Annotated in this window: 14 protein-coding genes; 6 read left to right on the top strand and 8 right to left on the bottom strand. The window is 64.7% G+C overall.

Features of this window, described 5'->3' with window-relative positions; translation table 11 throughout:
• Nucleotides 1-9: 9 nt before the first annotated feature.
• The 3 genes from B3M53_RS13490 to B3M53_RS13500 all read right to left on the bottom strand — a co-directional run bounded on the left by B3M53_RS13490 (nucleotide 10) and on the right by B3M53_RS13500 (nucleotide 3,618).
• Entirely contained in the window at nucleotides 10-1,302 is a 1,293-nt protein-coding gene (locus B3M53_RS13490; protein ID WP_022700199.1) for a cytochrome b, read from the bottom strand.
• A gap of 12 nt (nucleotides 1,303-1,314) precedes the next feature.
• Nucleotides 1,315-1,932, bottom strand: coding sequence for a ubiquinol-cytochrome c reductase iron-sulfur subunit (gene petA, locus B3M53_RS13495; protein ID WP_022700200.1), 618 nt, complete (start codon nucleotides 1,930-1,932; stop codon nucleotides 1,315-1,317).
• Between the two features lie 255 nt (nucleotides 1,933-2,187).
• The gene (locus tag B3M53_RS13500) at nucleotides 2,188-3,618 is read right to left on the bottom strand and encodes a sulfotransferase (protein WP_286800608.1); all 1,431 of its coding nucleotides are present in this window, start codon (nucleotides 3,616-3,618) and stop codon (nucleotides 2,188-2,190) included.
• A gap of 154 nt (nucleotides 3,619-3,772) precedes the next feature.
• Here B3M53_RS13500 and hemF point away from each other — a divergent pair, with 154 nt between their 5' ends.
• Together hemF and B3M53_RS13510 are read left to right on the top strand one after the other, a co-directional pair.
• Nucleotides 3,773-4,672 carry an oxygen-dependent coproporphyrinogen oxidase gene (gene hemF, locus B3M53_RS13505; RefSeq protein WP_286800609.1) on the top strand — a complete coding sequence of 300 codons (900 nt, stop codon included), beginning with the start codon at nucleotides 3,773-3,775 and terminating at the stop codon, nucleotides 4,670-4,672.
• Nucleotides 4,673-4,756: 84 nt separating this feature from the next.
• Nucleotides 4,757-5,581, top strand: coding sequence for a hypothetical protein (locus tag B3M53_RS13510; protein ID WP_286800611.1), 825 nt, complete (start codon nucleotides 4,757-4,759; stop codon nucleotides 5,579-5,581).
• A 2-nt stretch (nucleotides 5,582-5,583) separates the two neighbouring features.
• Here B3M53_RS13510 and B3M53_RS13515 read toward each other — a convergent pair whose 3' ends face one another.
• From B3M53_RS13515 to B3M53_RS13535, 5 genes are read right to left on the bottom strand one after another with little or no spacing between them, the layout of a single operon-like run.
• The gene (locus tag B3M53_RS13515) at nucleotides 5,584-7,101 is read right to left on the bottom strand and encodes a hypothetical protein (RefSeq protein ID WP_286800613.1); all 1,518 of its coding nucleotides are present in this window, start codon (nucleotides 7,099-7,101) and stop codon (nucleotides 5,584-5,586) included.
• Complete coding sequence (locus tag B3M53_RS13520; protein WP_286800615.1) at nucleotides 7,098-8,324, bottom strand: CCA tRNA nucleotidyltransferase; 1,227 nt, start codon at nucleotides 8,322-8,324, stop codon at nucleotides 7,098-7,100. The genes B3M53_RS13515 and B3M53_RS13520 overlap by 4 nt, the downstream gene beginning before the upstream one ends.
• Before the next feature lie 14 nt (nucleotides 8,325-8,338).
• Nucleotides 8,339-8,620, bottom strand: a complete 282-nt coding sequence (locus B3M53_RS13525; protein WP_286800616.1) for a hypothetical protein — start codon at nucleotides 8,618-8,620, stop codon at nucleotides 8,339-8,341.
• Complete coding sequence (locus B3M53_RS13530; protein ID WP_286800619.1) at nucleotides 8,617-9,288, bottom strand: NUDIX hydrolase; 672 nt, start codon at nucleotides 9,286-9,288, stop codon at nucleotides 8,617-8,619. Before B3M53_RS13530 ends, B3M53_RS13525 begins: the two co-directional genes overlap by 4 nt.
• Nucleotides 9,285-9,869 carry a DUF1285 domain-containing protein gene (locus B3M53_RS13535; RefSeq protein WP_286800622.1) on the bottom strand — a complete coding sequence of 195 codons (585 nt, stop codon included), beginning with the start codon at nucleotides 9,867-9,869 and terminating at the stop codon, nucleotides 9,285-9,287. The genes B3M53_RS13530 and B3M53_RS13535 overlap by 4 nt, the downstream gene beginning before the upstream one ends.
• Nucleotides 9,870-9,935: 66 nt before the next feature.
• Between B3M53_RS13535 and B3M53_RS13540 the strand changes: the two genes are divergently transcribed.
• The 4 genes from B3M53_RS13540 to B3M53_RS13555 are packed head-to-tail and all read left to right on the top strand — an operon-like array spanning nucleotide 9,936 to nucleotide 16,588.
• Nucleotides 9,936-10,934 carry an AAA family ATPase gene (locus B3M53_RS13540; RefSeq protein ID WP_160092451.1) on the top strand — a complete coding sequence of 333 codons (999 nt, stop codon included), beginning with the start codon at nucleotides 9,936-9,938 and terminating at the stop codon, nucleotides 10,932-10,934.
• Nucleotides 10,935-10,941: 7 nt separating this feature from the next.
• The gene (locus tag B3M53_RS13545) at nucleotides 10,942-11,832 is read left to right on the top strand and encodes a DUF58 domain-containing protein (protein WP_286800624.1); all 891 of its coding nucleotides are present in this window, start codon (nucleotides 10,942-10,944) and stop codon (nucleotides 11,830-11,832) included.
• A complete protein-coding gene (locus B3M53_RS13550; RefSeq protein WP_286800627.1) occupies nucleotides 11,829-14,543 on the top strand; it encodes a DUF4159 domain-containing protein in 2,715 nt (904 codons plus the stop codon). The genes B3M53_RS13545 and B3M53_RS13550 overlap by 4 nt, the downstream gene beginning before the upstream one ends.
• Nucleotides 14,543-16,588 carry a hypothetical protein gene (locus B3M53_RS13555; protein WP_286800628.1) on the top strand — a complete coding sequence of 682 codons (2,046 nt, stop codon included), beginning with the start codon at nucleotides 14,543-14,545 and terminating at the stop codon, nucleotides 16,586-16,588. Before B3M53_RS13550 ends, B3M53_RS13555 begins: the two co-directional genes overlap by 1 nt.
• Nucleotides 16,589-16,594 lie beyond the last annotated feature (6 nt).

Below are 16,594 nucleotides of genomic sequence, written 5' to 3' on the forward strand. Positions count from 1 at the left end.
TCGCTCTCCTTATTCGGCCGGAGCGGCGGACGCCGCCGGCATGTCTTTTTTGCCTGAACCCAGCACCGACTCCTCGATGGAGGCCGGACGTTGGGTCGGTTTCTCGATGAAGCCCAAAAGCGGCAGGATCACCAGGAAATAGGCGAAGTAGTACAGCGTCAGCAGACGGCCCAGCCACAGGAAGTCCAGCCCCACTGCGCCCAGCACCGGCACCTTGTTGTCGGGCAGCTCAGCTCCGCACCAGCCCAGGCCCATGCACGCGATCACGAAGAACACGAAGAACCAGCGGCCCAGAGGACGATAGCGCATGGACCGCACCTTGGAGGTGTCGAGCCAGGGCAGGATGAACAGCACCGCGATGGCGCCGAACATCAAGATCACGCCGCCCAGCTTGTCAGGCACAGCCCGCAGGATGGCGTAGAAGGGCAGCAGATACCATTCGGGAACGATGTGCGCCGGGGTCACCAGCGGGTTCGCCTCGATATAGTTGTCGGCATGGCCCAGAGCGTCCGGCCAGTAGAACACGAAGAAGGCGAAGATGATCATAAAGACGATGATCGCGAAGCCGTCCTTCACCGTGTAGTACGGGTGGAAAGGCAGCGTATCCGCCTTGGTCTTGATGCTCAGGCCCGTCGGGTTGTTGTTGCCCGGAACGTGCAGCGCCCAGACGTGCAGGCCGACGATGCCGGCGATCAGGAACGGGATCAGATAGTGCAGCGAGAAGAAGCGGTTCAGCGTGGCGTTGCCCACTGAGAACCCGCCCCACAGCCATTCGGTGATCGGCGTGCCGATCAGCGGCAGCGCGCCGAACAGGTTGGTGATCACCATGGCGCCCCAATAGGACATCTGGCCCCAGGGCAGCACATAGCCCAGGAAGGCGGCGGCCATCATCAGCAGGTAGATCACCACGCCCAGGATCCACAACAGCTCCCGCGGAGCCTTGTAGGAGCCGTAATACAGGCCGCGCAGCATGTGCAGATAGACCGCCAGGAAGAACATGGACGCGCCATTGGCGTGAATGTTCCGAAGCAGCCAGCCGAAGTTCACATCGCGGTCAATACGTTCAACCGATGCGAACGCGTAATCGATGTGGGGCACATAGTGCATGGCCAGCACGATGCCGGACAGGATCTGGATCATCAGGCAGACGGTCAGGATGCCGCCGAATGTGTACCAGTAGTTCAGGTTGCGCGGGGTCGGGAAATCCACAAAGGAGTCCCAGCCCAGGCGCACGATCGGCAGGCGCTGGTCCAGCCAGCGCTCCACACCGGTTTTCGGTTCGTACGTGCTCGGTCCGCTCATTCTTCGCTCTCCCTAGCCCAGACGCAATGTCGTCGCCGAGATGAAGGTCATCGGCGGAATAGGCAGATTTTCCGGGGCCGGGCCACGGCGAATCCGACCAGCGGTGTCGTAGTGCGAGCCATGACACGGGCAGAACCAGGCGTCATAGTCGCCAGCGCCTTCGGTCGGCACGCAGCCCAGATGGGTGCAGTTCGCGCTGGAGACCAGCAAGGACCCGCGAAGGCTTTCATCCACCTCGACGCCTGCGTCGATAAGGGCGGTGAATGCGGATCGGTTCTGATCAGTCGCAGGCGCGCTGTCTTCAAGATTAGCGTTGCGCGCCAGCGGGTCAGGAAGGCGAGACACCTCCACTTCCGCCGCTTCCGAAATTTCGGTCGCGGTGCGGCGACGCACGAAATGCGGACGCTCACGGAACATCACCGTGATTTCCGCGCCTTCTTCGAGTGCGCCGACATTCACCTCGGTGGTGGACAACGCAAGCGTATCCGCCGCCGGGTTCATCTGATCGATGAACGGCCATAGCGTGAGAGCGCCACCGACGCCCACTGCTCCAACCGATGCGATGTAGAGAAAGTCCCGGCGCGACGGCTCGTCGCCGCCGGTCTCAGGATTGCTGTTCACGTCCGTCACGTGCCGACCTCTTGAATTCGAACTGCCCGCCCCGCAGAACCTGGCAGGCCCCACGCACGCTAGCGCGCGATCTCAGACTTAGCGCACCGTTGCTGTTTTGCGGTGCGGCTTGCTGACGCAGTCCCGCTGAACATACAACGTGTCATCGGGGCGGATTAATGTGCGCCCCCATATTTTTCAACCTGATTATCCCGTAAAAAGGATCAGATTTTGCCGGTGATGGCGGTTATCCCCCGCAAATACAGGCGTGCACGGTCAAATCAGTCCCGCACGCTCCAGCGCAGCGCTCAAAGGTTCAAAGCGATCACCCGCTTCCGCATGAACGCCAGCGGGATCCGCGTTCAGCGCTTCGCTCCGCAACCAGGCCTCAGACGCCGCAGCATCGGCGTCCACACCGACAAACGCCGCCACCTCTCGCGCCGCCGCTTGCGGATCGCTGAGCATGTCTTCATAGCGTATAGTGAGAATCCGCTCTGGAAACAGGGATTCCCAATGCTCGCACAGCCGGTTATGGCACGCCAGGACACGGGCGATGTCATCAGGGTGGTATGTCCAGTGCCGCGCCTTGCGGAACCGGGTCTTGTAGATCGACCAGGCCAGATCGCGCGGATCGCGGAAAATCCGCACCATCCTGGCCGCCGGCAGGCACACGCCGAATGCGCCCGCGGCCATTTCAGACAGCGAGCTGGGATCAATGATTCGTGACGCAGGCTGGCCCAAGGCTTCCTCGACCTGGCTCAGATAGCGCTTGGCCACATCGCCCAGGACATTGCGGCCCCACCCCGCCTCGATTGCCGCTGAAATCTCTGACAGGGTCTGATCGCCCAAAGGCGTCGCGTTGAGCCAGAACAGGCCGTTATTGCGCATCAAGGCGCCCGCATCGGCGTCAGCCGCCAGCACCTGGCTCAGCCAGTCCGCGCCGGCGCAAGGCGGTGCGATCAGCAGCACCGGTCGCCCGTCAATGACGCCCGCCTCTTCATGCTGATCCACAAAGTTTGGCTCATAACTGGCGATCAGCGCCTTGACGGATTCTTCATGGCGGCCTGTGTCAAACGCGGTATCCGCCAGACAGAAGGACGCGCCCTCGGCCACGCGCATGGCCGCCACCGCATCCTCGCCCACATCGCGATAGGCCTTGGCCAGCGTATAGGCCAGCACGCCGCGCTGGGTGGAGGACATGGTCTCTGAGTTCTGGATACGCATTTCCTCGAGTGCGGCCAGCTCGGCGGAGCCCGCTTCAAAGGTCACGCACTCCGACAGGCCTTCCCACGCCATGACGTCGAAGCGGTCCAGAGAAATAGCGCGCCGAAAGCTCAGCGCCGCCAGATTAGTGCGCCCCAGCGACAGAAGCGTGCGCCCCGCCCGTCTTTGCAGCGCCGGATCATTGGGCGCCTGGGCGATCAGCGTTTCGAGCACTTCAAGCGCACGCTGATGACGGCCCAGCCCGCTCAGCGCGGAAACGAGCCAGAGCCAGGATTGCTGATAATTCGGAGAGGCTTCGGTCAGACGTTCAGCCGCCAGCAAGGCGCCGGTTTCGTCGCCCACCTCGAGCGCCAGACTGGCCACGTCGCCCCATTGGCTGCCCAGCTGCGGCGCAGCCTCGATCAGGCGGCGCGCCTCGACTGAGACAGCCAGCAGGTCTTGTCGGGCTCGCGCATCACGCAGGTCGGTCAACGGATCAATCATGGCGACACTCATCCACACTCAAACTCGGCTTGATAAGGCGGCGAACACTAATGCCCGCCTGTCGCACGCGCCAGCGCTTCAGGCGCCGTTTAGACTTGCCAGCGTCAGCTCAGATGTATCTTTTCCACACAGCCTGGACCCTTGAGGAGCGAGCATGTCCGCAACCGCCAAACCCAGCGCCGACATCCTTTCGGATCGTCGCGCCCGCGCCAAAGCCTGGTTTGAATCGCTGCGCGACCGTATTTGCAGCGCCTTCGAAGCGCTCGAGGACGTCGCCGATCCAAAGCTCTATCCCGGAGAGGCGGGACGGTTTGAACGCACGCCCTGGGTGCGCGGCGACGGTGATGAAGAGCTGGGCGGCGGCGTGATGGGCATGATGCACGGCCGCTTGTTTGAAAAAGTCGGCGTGCACGTCTCCACGGTTTTCGGCGAGTTCAGCCCGGAATTCGCCGCGCGCGTCCGCGGCGCCGAGACCGATCCGCGCTTTTACGCGACCGGCGTGTCCCTGATCGCGCACATGCGCAATCCCCACATCCCCGCCGTGCACATGAACACGCGCTTCATCACCACCACGCAAAGCTGGTTTGGCGGCGGTATGGATTTGAACCCGACCCAGGATTACCAGCGCGACAAGGGATTTGAGGACAGCGTGCTGTTTCATGAGGCCGCAAAAGCCGCCTGCGACGCCCATGACGCGACGTATTACCCGCGCTTCACAGACTGGTGCGACGAGTATTTCTGGCTCAAGCATCGTCAGGAATCGCGCGGCACGGGCGGGATTTTCTACGATCATCTCGACAGCGGCGACCATGAGGCGGACTTCGCCTTTACGCGCGATGTGGGCGAAGCCTTCCTGACCGCTTACCCCAAGATCGTCAAAACGCGGATGGACACGCCCTGGTCAGAGGACGACCGCGAAGAACAACTGGTGCGCCGCGGCCGCTATGCCGAGTTCAACCTTCTGTATGATCGCGGCACCAAGTTCGGGCTTGAAACGGGCGGGAACATCAACTCGATCCTGTCGTCCATGCCGCCCCACGCCCGCTGGCCATAAGCAAAGTCTTAACCTGCGTTAACGAGCGGTTAGCAGACTCATCGAACGCTCTTCCTGAACGGCACGCCGCCTTTGGAGCGTAACATGGTCAACACGGTAGGAACCCAGGGTCCGTATCTGGGCCCGAATGGCGCGAATTCTGCGACTCAAGCCGAGACCTCCAAGACAAGGTCAGGCGGCTCGGGCCAGAACAACACAGCCCAGAAATCCAGCGACACGGTCAGCCTGTCCGCGGCGGCGCAAGCGGTGCTGAACGGCTCTTCGGTGCGCGTGGACGCGCTGATGGCTGATCGTGGCGATGCGATTTTCCGCAACGCTCTGTCTGGCGCTCGAGCCTACAAGGACAATTTCGCCGCCACGCTGGAACAGCCCGGCCTCGACCCTGACGTCGCGCGCGACACCCGCATGAAGATGCTCGCTCGCGAGCGCGAAGCGTTCACCGCCCCCGAACATACCGGCGACGTCCTGACCCGGGCGCGCGCCTATATCGAGTTCTACGATTCCCTGTCTGAGGACGAGCAGAACTCCGAGCGCTATCGCGGCACCCGCGAGACCATGCAGGCGATCGTGGAGCAAGAATCCGCCAAGGCCGGGGTTGAAGCGCCCGATTTGAGCCTGTCGCAAAGCCCGTTTGATGCGTTGTTGAACGCCTTGTCGGACGGCGAAGGCGGCATCGACGAGCGTGACAGCCAATCGGTCGTTGAGCAGTTCCGAGCGCGTATGGAAGCCCAGATCGGGTCGGAAGCGCGCCAACGCGAAAGCCAGGATCTGGAAAGCCGCTATGTCACCTTGCAGGCGCTGATCGAACAGGCGCGCCGCGGCGATGACAAGGCCTATGCGCGACTGGAAGCCCTGTCAGAGGGCCGTGTCGAGATCGCCCCGGTGTCTGAAAGCGGTACGGACGAATAGCTTCACGGTGACAAAAAGGCTGGAGACCAGCCAGCCGCGAGCAATCCGAAGATGAAGCCAAGTCCGATCAACGAGGCGGCGACACCGCCCAAAATCAGCCAGTTCGTCATCTGAAGCCAGATCGGATTCGGCGCACGGCGCGTCTCCAGGGGGGCGCCCAGATTTTTGCGGATGGGCTGGTCAGCCCGCATCTCGGCCGCATCCTTGGGCGACCCTGCCGCCCCTGTCGCAAACTGGCACAGTCGGGCCAGCACATCGACCGCCAGCCGAGCGCTGGCTTCATCGTCCATGTGCAGCATAAGACTGCCTTCGCCGTGGTTGAGCAGCTTGCCGTCCCGCTTCGGCACGTCTCGCACCGCGGTGATCCTGGAATAGCTGCGAATCTCGTCCGCTTCCGCTTCCTCGATATCGTAGGGACTGTCCTTGTCCTCAGGCAGACCGAACAGCACCAACCGCAACAGCATTTCCGCCAGCCCCGCCCGGTCGAGCGCGTTCAGGCGCTGATTTTTCAGACCGCCGCCATGGGCCAGCCATTTGCCGATCATTTCGATACGGATCGCCGCCGCCACGCCTTCGGAGACGCCCTTGAGCGCGCTCTTGTCCAGGGTCGGCGCCGCCAGTCGACCCAGCCCCTTGGCCGGTCGCTTGTCCTTGGGCGGTTTGGCCTTGACGAACGGGCCATCCAGCTTGCCCCGGAAATGCACCAGACACTGATCCAGCGCGTGACGCGCGGCGCGCACGGCGGCGCCATGGCGCACTTTCTTGGACAACAGATCCGATTCCAGAAGGCGATCCGCCTCCCACAGGCTGCGCGCCGCTTCTGACAGAGACGCAGAGACTTTCTGAGGGTCCAGCGTTTGCGCCGTGACCGTCTCGCCATTGCGGATCTTGTTGTCTTGGGCGGTGAGCGCCTGATCGGCCTGGCTCTTGAGCGAGTACAGGATCTGGTCAAACTGGCTGTCGCGTTCCCGCGGCCAGTCATCACGGCGCCAGCGGCCCAGCTGGAAATACCAGCGCGATTCCCCACGCTGGAGACGCTGGTTCAGATCGCGGCTGAACTCGAGCTGCTCTTCGCCGGGCAAGAGATCAAAGAACGCCTCCACATAATCAAAGATCATGAGGTTGGCGGCGATGCTCCATTTCTTTCCGTTGAGCGGATCGCGCGCGCTAACGCCGCCTTCAGCCTGGAACAGGTTCTCGAAACCCGGCGCGTCCAGAACCGCCGACCAGTGCGCGCGATTGGCCTGCAGATAGGCGTCCGCCATGATCTGGCGCGCGCGGCGCGGCAGATCCTTGATCTTGCGCTTCTCATTGGCGTTGTTGATGGTTTTGGCCAGCTGGATGCGTAACGCCAGCTCCGCGTCCACCAGCGCGTTCTCGACCTCGTCTTCGGTGTAGTTGAGCGCCTTGGCCTTCTCTTCCAGCGCGCGGCGATCATGCAGGTGCAGGTCAGCGGCAAACAGCTCGCCGCTGCCGACCCGGGCGCGATAGCGCAGGGAGAAGAGCTCGGACAAGCTCATCCTCGCGCCTCACTCGCCATCGCCAGAAGCGCCGCATGATCCAGTGTAAATCCTGAGTCGATCCAGGCCTCTTCAAGCTGGCTGAGCACGGCGCCCAGTTGCGGCCCGGTCTGCAAACCCGCCTTGATCAGATCGCGGCCATTGATCGGCAAATCGGGAGCGCGCCAGGCCGAAGCCACATGCAAATCCGCCTCCGCATCACCCTCGCCACGCGCTTCAGCCAGACGCAAACGGTCAGACACAGTCTGGGCGCCCAGAACGTAGAGCGCGCGAGACAGAGCTTCGCCATCAAGCCCGGGACGCACGTCTCCTGCCTGCTCCGGCGCAGGGCCGCACATGGCGACGAGACGGCTCGCTTCCGCGTTTGACGCTTTCATCTGGTCACACAGGCTACGCACGGCGTCACCCTTTCCCCCGCACAGCGCCGCCGCTCTTAAGAGCATGTCGGGCGCGCGCCCTTTCCCTCTGTCGGCGTTAATTATGCTTAAGAGAAGGTTTAAGTCGAGCGGTTCCGGCCAAACCGATTGTAAAACGTGGCCCAGATGCATCGCTTTGACCACAGGCCCGGGATCAGGCGCGGCCAGCAGTTTCTTGAGCTCTTTCCACACCCGTTCACGCGCCAGCCCGGCGAGTTTGGGTGCAGCGCGGATGCAGGCCTCATGGCCTGCTTGATCAAGGGCGGAGCCATACCAGGCGTTAAACCGGTAAAAGCGAAGAATGCGCAAAACGTCTTCGGCAAGCCTCTGATCAGGGTCACCAATAAAGACCACGCGCCGCGCCTTCGCGTCCGCCAAACCGTTCCAGGGATCATACAGGCTGCCGTCGCGTCGCGCGTAAATCGCGTTGAGGCGAAAGTCGCGCCGGGCGGCGTCCAGCGTCCAGTCCGTTGTGAAAGCCACCACCGCGCGCCGGCCATCGGTGCTCACATCCTTGCGCAGGGACGTGATTTCAAAAGGCGCGCCATCGACCACCGCCGTGATCGTGCCGTGTTCAAGCCCGGTGGGGATCGCCCGAATGCCGGCAGTCTTGAGCGCGGCCAGCGTCTCGTCTGGCGTCAACTGTGTGGCGATGTCCACATCCTCGACCGGCTCGCCTTGCAGGGCGTTACGCACGCAGCCCCCGACAAAGCGCGCCGTATCCGCGGCAGCAGGACTGATCGCGTCCATAACCGCGATCGTCGCCGGGTCCGTCAGAAAGGCGTGCTGATCGGGATCGAGCTTCATCCCTCACACCCTCGCTAGATCGGTTCGTCAGCGGGCGGCGGGTCTCGCTCTTCAAACTGCCCCGGTCGGATTTCGCCCTCTTCCAGACGCGGCGGCTGATAAGCGCCGTCCCGGGAGCTGGTATCGGTTTCAAGCAGGACCAGAACCACCAGCATGACCAAAGCTGCGCCCATGCCTGACAACACGCCCAGGGTCACAGACATGGGCCGGGCGAGCACGCCCGCCGCCGACAAGATCCGCGCGACGATGTAGGGCAGAGCGAACGCCGCCAGCATCAAGAGAAATATGCGGGTCATAGGCTGGTCTCCTTTGAACGCCTGACGGGTTCGCCTGGTCGCCCTTGCGCATATCGGATGGACAAGGCGCGCAGCATGCCCGCCGTCGCGCCCCAGATATACCGTCCTTTGTGCGGCATGGCGTAAAACCGTCGCAGCATGCCGGCGAACTCGCGCTCCTCGAGCTTGTGATTATCCGGATCCATCAGGAAATCGAACGGGGTTTCAAACACCTCCGCCACCTCTCCCGGATCGGGCGACAGATCAAATCCTGGCTCAATCACGCCGGCGAACGGCGTGACGGCGTAGCCGGTGCCGGTTTCATAGCTCTCCCAGCGCCCCAGCATCGTGATCGCGCTTGGGGGCAAGCCCACTTCTTCTTCGGTCTCACGCAAGGCGCACTCGCACAAGCTCTCACGCCCGGCCATCTGGCGTCCGCCGGGGAAGCTGACCTGACCGGGATGGGCCTGCAAATGGTCCGCGCGCCGGGTGAACAGCACGGTCAGCCCGGTCTCGCGCTTGACCAGCAAGGCCAGCACCGCAGCGGGCTTGAGCTTTCGGCCGACGGGCAGAGCCAGATCCTCGTTCAGATCCCCGTCGCCGCGAGCCGGCCGCGCTTCCATGGGCGCGTCGACCGGGTCCAGAACCGTGCTCAGGCGTTTGAGAATACGATCCGTCTCAACGCTCATGCGGCCGGTCCCAGAGGGAAGAACACACCGCGGCTCCACACGCCCATCACCGGTTCGCCCTGATCATTTTCTCCGCGCTCCGCGAATTCCACGAGATCATAAAAGGCCGCGCGCGTGATCAGCGCCTCAAGACGCCCGCGCACATGCACGAAAGGTTCTGGCTCGCCGTCCTCTGCGATCTCTACACGCAAGGGATGCTCCGGTCCCGCAATCACCGCGTCATCAAGATTGGTCAGAAAAGCCAGCTTCTGATCCTGGCCGGAGCCTGACCGGTCCACCCGCACGGCGGTGAAGGGCGCGGCCTCGACCTTGATTTTGATTTTCTCGACCGGGGTGACGAGATAGGTCTCGCCGTCCTTATCCTTGCGAAGAATGCGCGCGAACAATCGGACCAGTTTTTCGCGCCCGATTCGCGCGCCTTCATGCCACCAGCTGCCGTCGCGTTTGATGACGAGATCCATCTCGCCGCAATACTCCGGCTCCCACCGATCCACCGGCGGATAGCCGTCTGCGGTGTCGATCGCCTCCGCCGCGGAAAGCAGCGACTGCATTGCATCTTGTTCAGACTTCGGTGCGCCCATGGACACCTCCTCTGGCTGCGGCCATGTTTGAGGTTAGAAAACAGCCTCGTTCAAGGATGTAAGCCGATGCCCACCTCGAAGGAAGACGTACAGGCGCTTTCAACACGCGCAGACGCTGCAACCACACGCCTGGCCGAGGTTCGCCAATCCATCGCCCGCTCCATTATCGGGCTCGATGACGTGGTCGAACAATCGCTCGCCGTGATCCTGTCAGGCGGACATGGCCTGCTGGTCGGCCCGCCGGGCGTGGCGAAAACCCGCCTCGTGCATGCGCTGGCGGTGGTCACAGGGCTTGAAGACAAGCGGGTGCAGTTCACCCCCGACCTGATGCCGGCGGATATTCTGGGCTCTGAAGTGCTCGACCAGGACGCGGACGGCAAGCGCCATTTCCGCTTTATTCCCGGCCCGGTGTTCTGCCGCTTGCTGATGGCGGACGAGATCAACCGCGCCAGCCCGCGCACCCAGGCGGCTCTTTTGCAGGCGATGCAGGAAGGCTTTGTCACCGTGGCGGGCGAGCGTCATGACCTGCCGCAGCCCTTCCACGTGCTGGCGACCCAGAACCCGATCGAGCAGGAAGGCACCTATCCGCTGCCTGAAGCCCAGCTCGACCGCTTCCTGATGCAGATCGACGTGCCTTATCCGGACAAAGATCAGGAGCGCGCCATCTTGCTGGCCACCACCGGGTCTGAAGATTCCGTCGCCGAGCCTGTTCTGAACGCACAGGAAATCCTCGACCTGCAACAGCTGGTGCGCGCCATGCCGGTCGGTGAAGCCGTGCTCGACGCCATTCTGGCGCTGCTCGAACAAGCCCGCCCGGACCGCTCCAATGACCCGGAAGTCCGCGACGGTGTCAGCTGGGGGCCTGGCCCCCGCGCCGGTCAGGCGCTGATGCTGGCGGTGCGCGCCCGCGCCTTGCTACAAGGGCGTCTCGCGCCATCTACTGATGACGTGCTCGCGCTCGCCGAGCCCGTGCTCAAGCACCGTATGGCGCTCAGCTTCGCCGCCAGAGCCGAGGGCTTGCAGCTGGATGCCTTGATCAACCGCCTTGCGAAAGCCGCCGCGTAACACATTGATGAGTAAGGCCCCAGCCCCTTCCCGAGTGACCCGCCTGCGCCATGATGCGGAGCAGGCGGCGGCGCGCTTCCCCGCGCTGCTGGCCGAAGCTGAGCGCATCGCCGCCAGCGTCTCCCATGGCGTGCACGGACGGCGGCGCGCCGGTCAGGGCGAGACCTTCTGGCAATACCGCCATCACCGGCCTGAAGACGGCGCGCGCTTTGTCGATTGGCGCCGCTCCGCCCAGGGCGATCATCTCTATATCCGTGAAGTGGAGTGGGAAGCGGCGAACGCCATCTATTTCTGGCGCGACGGGTCGGCCGGCATGCAGCTGCATGCGCCGGGACTGGCTTCCAAAGCTGAGCGCGCCTCGGTGGCCCTGATGGCGATCGCCAGCCTGCTCAATCGCGGCGGGGAACGCCTGTCCGTGCTGGGTGAGACCGGGCGCGCCCGCGCAGGCCGGGCGGGGTTTGAAACCGTCAGCCGCGCTTTGGCGCTGGGCGACGGACACGCGGACAGCGTTGAAGCCGCTGACCTGCCACGTCATGCCCGGCTTGTGATCGCCAGTGATTTTCTCGACCCGGTCGAAACCTGGCAGGCCCGGCTCAGCCGCTTCGCCGCCCAAAGCGCAAGCGGCGCCCTGTTGCGCGTGATCGACCCTGCCGAAGATGATTTCCCCTTCAAGGGCCGCACCCGATTTGAAGCCGCGTCCGGCGGCGGAGACAGTTTGTTGTTTGGTCGCGCTGAAGACGCCCGCACCGCCTATCGCGACGCCTGGTCGCGCCATGGCGCGCAGCTGAATGATCTGGCGCGCCAATATGGCTGGCGGCTGATCACCCATCGCACAGACCGTCCGGCGGCGAGCGCCGTGCTCGCCCTTTATCAAGCCTTATCAGAGCCGCGTTCATGATCAGCCTGGGTCCGCTCGCCTTCGCCGCGCCCTGGGCGCTGGCCGCCTTCGCGGTTTTGCCGCTGCTCTGGCTGCTCTTGCGCGCCACACCGCCCGCTCCGTCGCGGGTTATCTTTGCGCCGCTGCGCCTGTTGCAAAACCTCGCGCGGACGCCGGAAACCCCGCAATCCACGCCCTGGTGGCTCTTGCTGCTGCGGCTGCTCATGGCGGCGCTGGTGATTCTGGCGCTGGCCCGGCCGATCCTGAGCCCGCAGACGGACATCAGTACGGATCGCCCGCTTTTGCTGCTGGTGGATGATGGCTGGCGCTCGGCGCCGGACTGGCCGCACATGCAGGCGCAGGCCCGCAGCCAGCTGATCGCCGCGCGCAGCGAAGGCCGGGATGTCTTGCTGGTCTTCACCGCCGCGCCCGCCAACCAGACCGACCTGTCCTTCGGTCCCGCCAGCAACGCCCTGGCGCGTCTGAACGCCCATGAGCTGCGCGCCTGGCCGCCCGCTCGCGATGTCACCGCGGAGCGCCTTGAAACAGGCCTGGACCAGCAAGGCGCGCCTGAGCGCTTTGATACGGTCTGGATCAGCGACGGCGTGTCGAATGAAGACCACGATCGTGCGCTGGCGCGGGTGCTGAGCGCTTCTGGACCCGTGACGATCATCCTGCCTGCGCCGGAGCGCACCGCCATCGGCCTGACGCGGGTCGGGGTGGCGCCCGATGGCTTCACCGTGCGTCTGGTGCGCGCGGACAGCGACGCCGAACGCCCGGTGACGCTGACCGCCACAGGCGCGGACGGTCAGGCGCTGGCGCGTCTGGAAGGCGTGTTTGAGGCTGGCGAGCAACGCCTGGATCTCTCCGCCAGCCTGCCGCTCGATCTGCGCAACCAGATCGCGCGCCTGTCGCTCGACCGCTTCGGCTCGGCTGGCGCCACCCACATCACCGGCGATCGCTGGCGCAGGCCGCGCGTGGGTTTGCTGACGCCGGAAGCCGGCGGCGAGCGGCAACCGCTTCTGTCTGACTATCATTACGCCCGTGAAGCGCTGGCCGGAACCGCGGAGCTTGTGAGCGGCGATCTCGATACGCTACTGGGGACGGAACCCTCAGCGCTGGTGATGGTGGACAACGCCCGTCTGGAAGATGACCGCCTGACCGCCTTTGTCGAGGACGGCGGTCTCTTGATCCGCTTCTCCGGACCGAATCTGGCCACGCGCGCCGATGATCTGTTGCCGGTGAGGCTGCGCGAAGGCGGGCGCCTGTTTGGCGGCGCGATGGCGTGGGAAGATCCGCAAGGTCTGGCGCCTTTCCCCGATGAGAGCCCGTTCACCGGGCTTGAGGCCTCGACCGAAGCGCAGGTCACCCGTCAGGTTCTGGCCGAACCCGGCCCCGATCTCGACGCCAAGGTCTGGGCGCGTTTGTCGGACGGGACGCCGCTGGTGACTGCGGACCGCCGCGGGCAAGGCTGGATCGTGCTGTTTCACGTTACCGCCGGGCCTGACTGGTCATCCCTGCCCCTGTCCGGTCTGTATCCGGCCATGCTCGAACGTGTTCTATCCCTGAGCGGCGGCGCCGACCCGACCCCGCCCCAGGGCGGCGCCTGGGGGCTGGAGCGTCAGCTGACCGCTGACGGGCTTTTGACGGACCCGGCCGGACAATCGCAGATGATCGCCGCCGATCAGTTCACCCGGGCGCGCGCCAGCGCCCGGACGCCCCCCGGCGTCTGGAGCCTGGGCGCCGCGAGCGCCGCGCTGAACGTGATGCAGCCCGGGGATGATCTGGCCTTGATGGCGCGCGACCTGCCCGGCGCGACCTATCGGACAGGCGATGGCGCAATCGAGACGCGACTGGCGGGACCGCTCCTGAGCCTTGCGCTGATCATCTTGTGCCTGGACGGCCTGATCACCCTGATTCTGTCAGGGCGCATGCCCTTCGCCACGCGCAATTTCGGCGCAGTCGCCGTGCTCGCTCTGGCCCTGGGCGGCCTGCCGCAAGACGCGCACGCGCAAGACATGACGGGGATCGACCAGCAGGCCTTGGAAGTCCGGCTCGCCTATGTGCGTACGGGCGATGCGCGCATTGACGATTTGAGCCGGGCCGGCCTCGCCGGTCTGTCGCGCGAGAGCACGCGGCGCAGCGCGGTCGAACCCACCACGCCCGTCGGCGTCGATATCGAGACCGACGAAATCCTGTTCTACCCGATGATCTACTGGCCGGTGACCGAAGACGCGCAAGGCCTGTCGCCAGAGGCCGCCGCCCGCGTCACCGCCTATATGAATGCGGGCGGTCTGATCGTCTTTGACACCCGCGACGGGCGCGCCAGCGGCCGTGGACTCGCTCCGCATCCCGGGCTCGTGCGGCTTCTGGATTCCGTCGAAGTGCCGCCCTTGCAGCAAATGCCCGATGATCATGTGTTGGGTCGGGCGTTTTATCTGCTGACCGAATTTCCCGGACGCTATCCCGATACCCGCATCTGGGTGGAAGCCAACCCGGAAAGCTCGGGCCGGGACGGCGCCTCCTCGGTGGTGATCGGCTCGGCGGACTGGGCTTCGGCCTGGGCGATTGACGAACAGGGCCGCCCGCTCGCCCCGGTGGAGGGCGGACCGCGCCAGCGCGAACTGGCCATCCGCTTCGGCGTCAATCTCGCCATGTACGCCCTGACCGGCAACTACAAGGCTGATCAGGTGCATGTGCCCGCCATTCTGGAACGGTTGGGGCAGGATTGATGGACGCTGTCACGCTCGCTTTCTCCCCGCTTATCCCGCCGGTTCTGTCCTATGGGCTGGGCGCGCTGGCGCTGGCTGTGGCCGGGTTCGCGCTGGTGCGCGGCCTGAAGGGCTGGCTCTGGCGTGCGCTGGCGGCGCTGGTGCTGACCGGAGCTCTGCTCAACCCTGCCCTGGTGCAGGAAACCCGAGAGCCGCTGAGTGATGTGGCGGTGCTGATCAGTGATGACAGCGCCTCCATGCAGATCGGAACCCGGAGCGACGCCGCAAATCAGGTGGCCGAAGCCATGCGCGCGCTGGCCGAGCGTGATCCGCTGCTTGATCTGATCGAAGTGAGTGGCGGGACGTCAGAAGACGGCACGCGACTGAGCCGCGCGCTCCAGCAAGGTCTGTCGCAAGCGCCGCGCAACCGCCTGGCGGGCGTGATCATCGCCTCTGACGGCCAGGTTCATGATACGCCGCCCAACGCGGATGAGCTCGGGCTCGACGCGCCTGTGCATCATTTCCTCACGGGCGATCCAGACGCGCGCGACCGTCGCCTGATCGTCTCCCAGGCGCCGCGCTACGGGCTGGTGGGCGATCCGGTCAGCTTCACGCTGCGCATCGAGGATGAAGGCGCCGCCACGGGTACCGCCATGGTGAACCTGTATGTGGATGGCGGCGATCCGATTAGCGCACGAGTGCAGATCGGTCAGGATGTGACCGTGCAGGCCGAGATCGCCAATCGCGGGCCGAATGTGGTCGAAATCGAGGTCGAACCCGGCCCCGGCGAGCTGTCCCTGATCAACAATCGCGCCGCAGTGAACGTCACCGGCGTGCGGGATCGCTTGCGCGTGCTGCTGGTGACGGGCGAGCCCCATAACGGCGCACGCGCCTGGCGCAATCTTCTGAAATCCGACCCCAGCGTCGATCTGGTGCACTTCACCATTCTGCGCCCCCTGGACAAGGATGACAGCGTGCCGCCCAACGAGCTGGCGCTGATCGCCTTTCCGGTGTTCGAGCTGTTCCAGCTGAGCTTGCAGGAATTTGATCTGGTCATCTTCGACCGCTATCGCCGCCGCGGCATCCTGCGCCCACTCTATTTCGACAATATCGCCAACTATGTGGAGAACGGCGGCGCGCTTCTGGTGACCACCGGCCCGCCCTTCGCCGGACCGGAAAGCGTGGCGCGCTCGCCATTGGCCAGCGTCCTGCCCGCCGTTCCCACCGGACAAATCAGCGAAGAGCGCTTCGTCCCGCAGATCAGCGATATAGGTCAAAGACACCCGGTCACCCGTCCCATGCTGACGGGGCAAGGCGAATGGGGGCCCTGGTTCCGCAGCATTGGCGCGCGCGCCCTGTCTGGCGAGACCGTCTTGCAGGCGCCCAATGGCGATCCGCTGCTGACCCTGTCACGAGAGGGTCAGGGCCGCGCGGCGATCCTGCTGTCTGATCAGGCCTGGCTGTGGGCGCGCGGCTATGAAGGCGGCGGTCCCCATGACGAGCTGTTCCGCCGTGTGGCGCACTGGCTGATGGGCGAACCCGAGCTTGACGAGGAACGCCTGAGCGCCCGTGTGGTGAATGGCGAGCTGGAGGTGACGCGCAACACGCTGTCAGGCGATGTGCCCGATCTTGAGATCGAATGGCCGTCCGGCGCCCGTGACACGATTGCAATGACATCAAACGGCTTTGGCGATTACATTGAGCGCCTGCCCGCGCGCGAACAGGGCCTGGTCCGGTTGAGGTCGGGCGAGTTGACCACGGTCACCGCCTCCGGTCCGCTTAATCCGCTGGAGTATCGCGATCTGCGTCCAGACCCTGAAGGGTTTGCCATGCTTGTGGACTCAAGCGGCGGCGGCGTGTTCGCCCTGGGCGACGCCATCGACCTGCCCGATCTGCGCCGCACCAATGAGCGCGCGCGCCAGGCGGGAATCAACTGGGCCGGCCTCAAGCGCAACACCGCCTATCGGGTCACTGACGCGCAATCCACGCCGCTGGCGCCGGGCCTGTTGATCGCGCTGTTGATACTGGGCCTGTTCGCCTTGGCCTGGCGACGCGAGGGCGACTAACGCCGA

Source organism: Oceanicaulis sp. UBA2681, from assembly GCF_002354675.1.
Classification (GTDB): Bacteria; Pseudomonadota; Alphaproteobacteria; order Caulobacterales; family Maricaulaceae; genus Oceanicaulis; species Oceanicaulis alexandrii.

Coding starts and splice junctions, on each gene's coding strand:
- B3M53_RS13525 (WP_286800616.1), bottom strand. CDS start 8,620: ATGACCCGCATATTTCTCTTGATGCTGGCGGCGTTCGCTCTGCCCTAC.
- hemF (WP_286800609.1), top strand. CDS start 3,773: ATGTCCGCAACCGCCAAACCCAGCGCCGACATCCTTTCGGATCGTCGC.
- B3M53_RS13530 (WP_286800619.1), bottom strand. CDS start 9,288: ATGAGCGTTGAGACGGATCGTATTCTCAAACGCCTGAGCACGGTTCTG.
- B3M53_RS13540 (WP_160092451.1), top strand. CDS start 9,936: ATGCCCACCTCGAAGGAAGACGTACAGGCGCTTTCAACACGCGCAGAC.
- B3M53_RS13490 (WP_022700199.1), bottom strand. CDS start 1,302: ATGAGCGGACCGAGCACGTACGAACCGAAAACCGGTGTGGAGCGCTGG.
- B3M53_RS13555 (WP_286800628.1), top strand. CDS start 14,543: ATGGACGCTGTCACGCTCGCTTTCTCCCCGCTTATCCCGCCGGTTCTG.
- B3M53_RS13500 (WP_286800608.1), bottom strand. CDS start 3,618: ATGATTGATCCGTTGACCGACCTGCGTGATGCGCGAGCCCGACAAGAC.
- B3M53_RS13535 (WP_286800622.1), bottom strand. CDS start 9,869: ATGGGCGCACCGAAGTCTGAACAAGATGCAATGCAGTCGCTGCTTTCC.
- B3M53_RS13515 (WP_286800613.1), bottom strand. CDS start 7,101: ATGAGCTTGTCCGAGCTCTTCTCCCTGCGCTATCGCGCCCGGGTCGGC.
- B3M53_RS13550 (WP_286800627.1), top strand. CDS start 11,829: ATGATCAGCCTGGGTCCGCTCGCCTTCGCCGCGCCCTGGGCGCTGGCC.
- B3M53_RS13545 (WP_286800624.1), top strand. CDS start 10,942: ATGAGTAAGGCCCCAGCCCCTTCCCGAGTGACCCGCCTGCGCCATGAT.
- B3M53_RS13510 (WP_286800611.1), top strand. CDS start 4,757: ATGGTCAACACGGTAGGAACCCAGGGTCCGTATCTGGGCCCGAATGGC.
- B3M53_RS13520 (WP_286800615.1), bottom strand. CDS start 8,324: ATGAAGCTCGATCCCGATCAGCACGCCTTTCTGACGGACCCGGCGACG.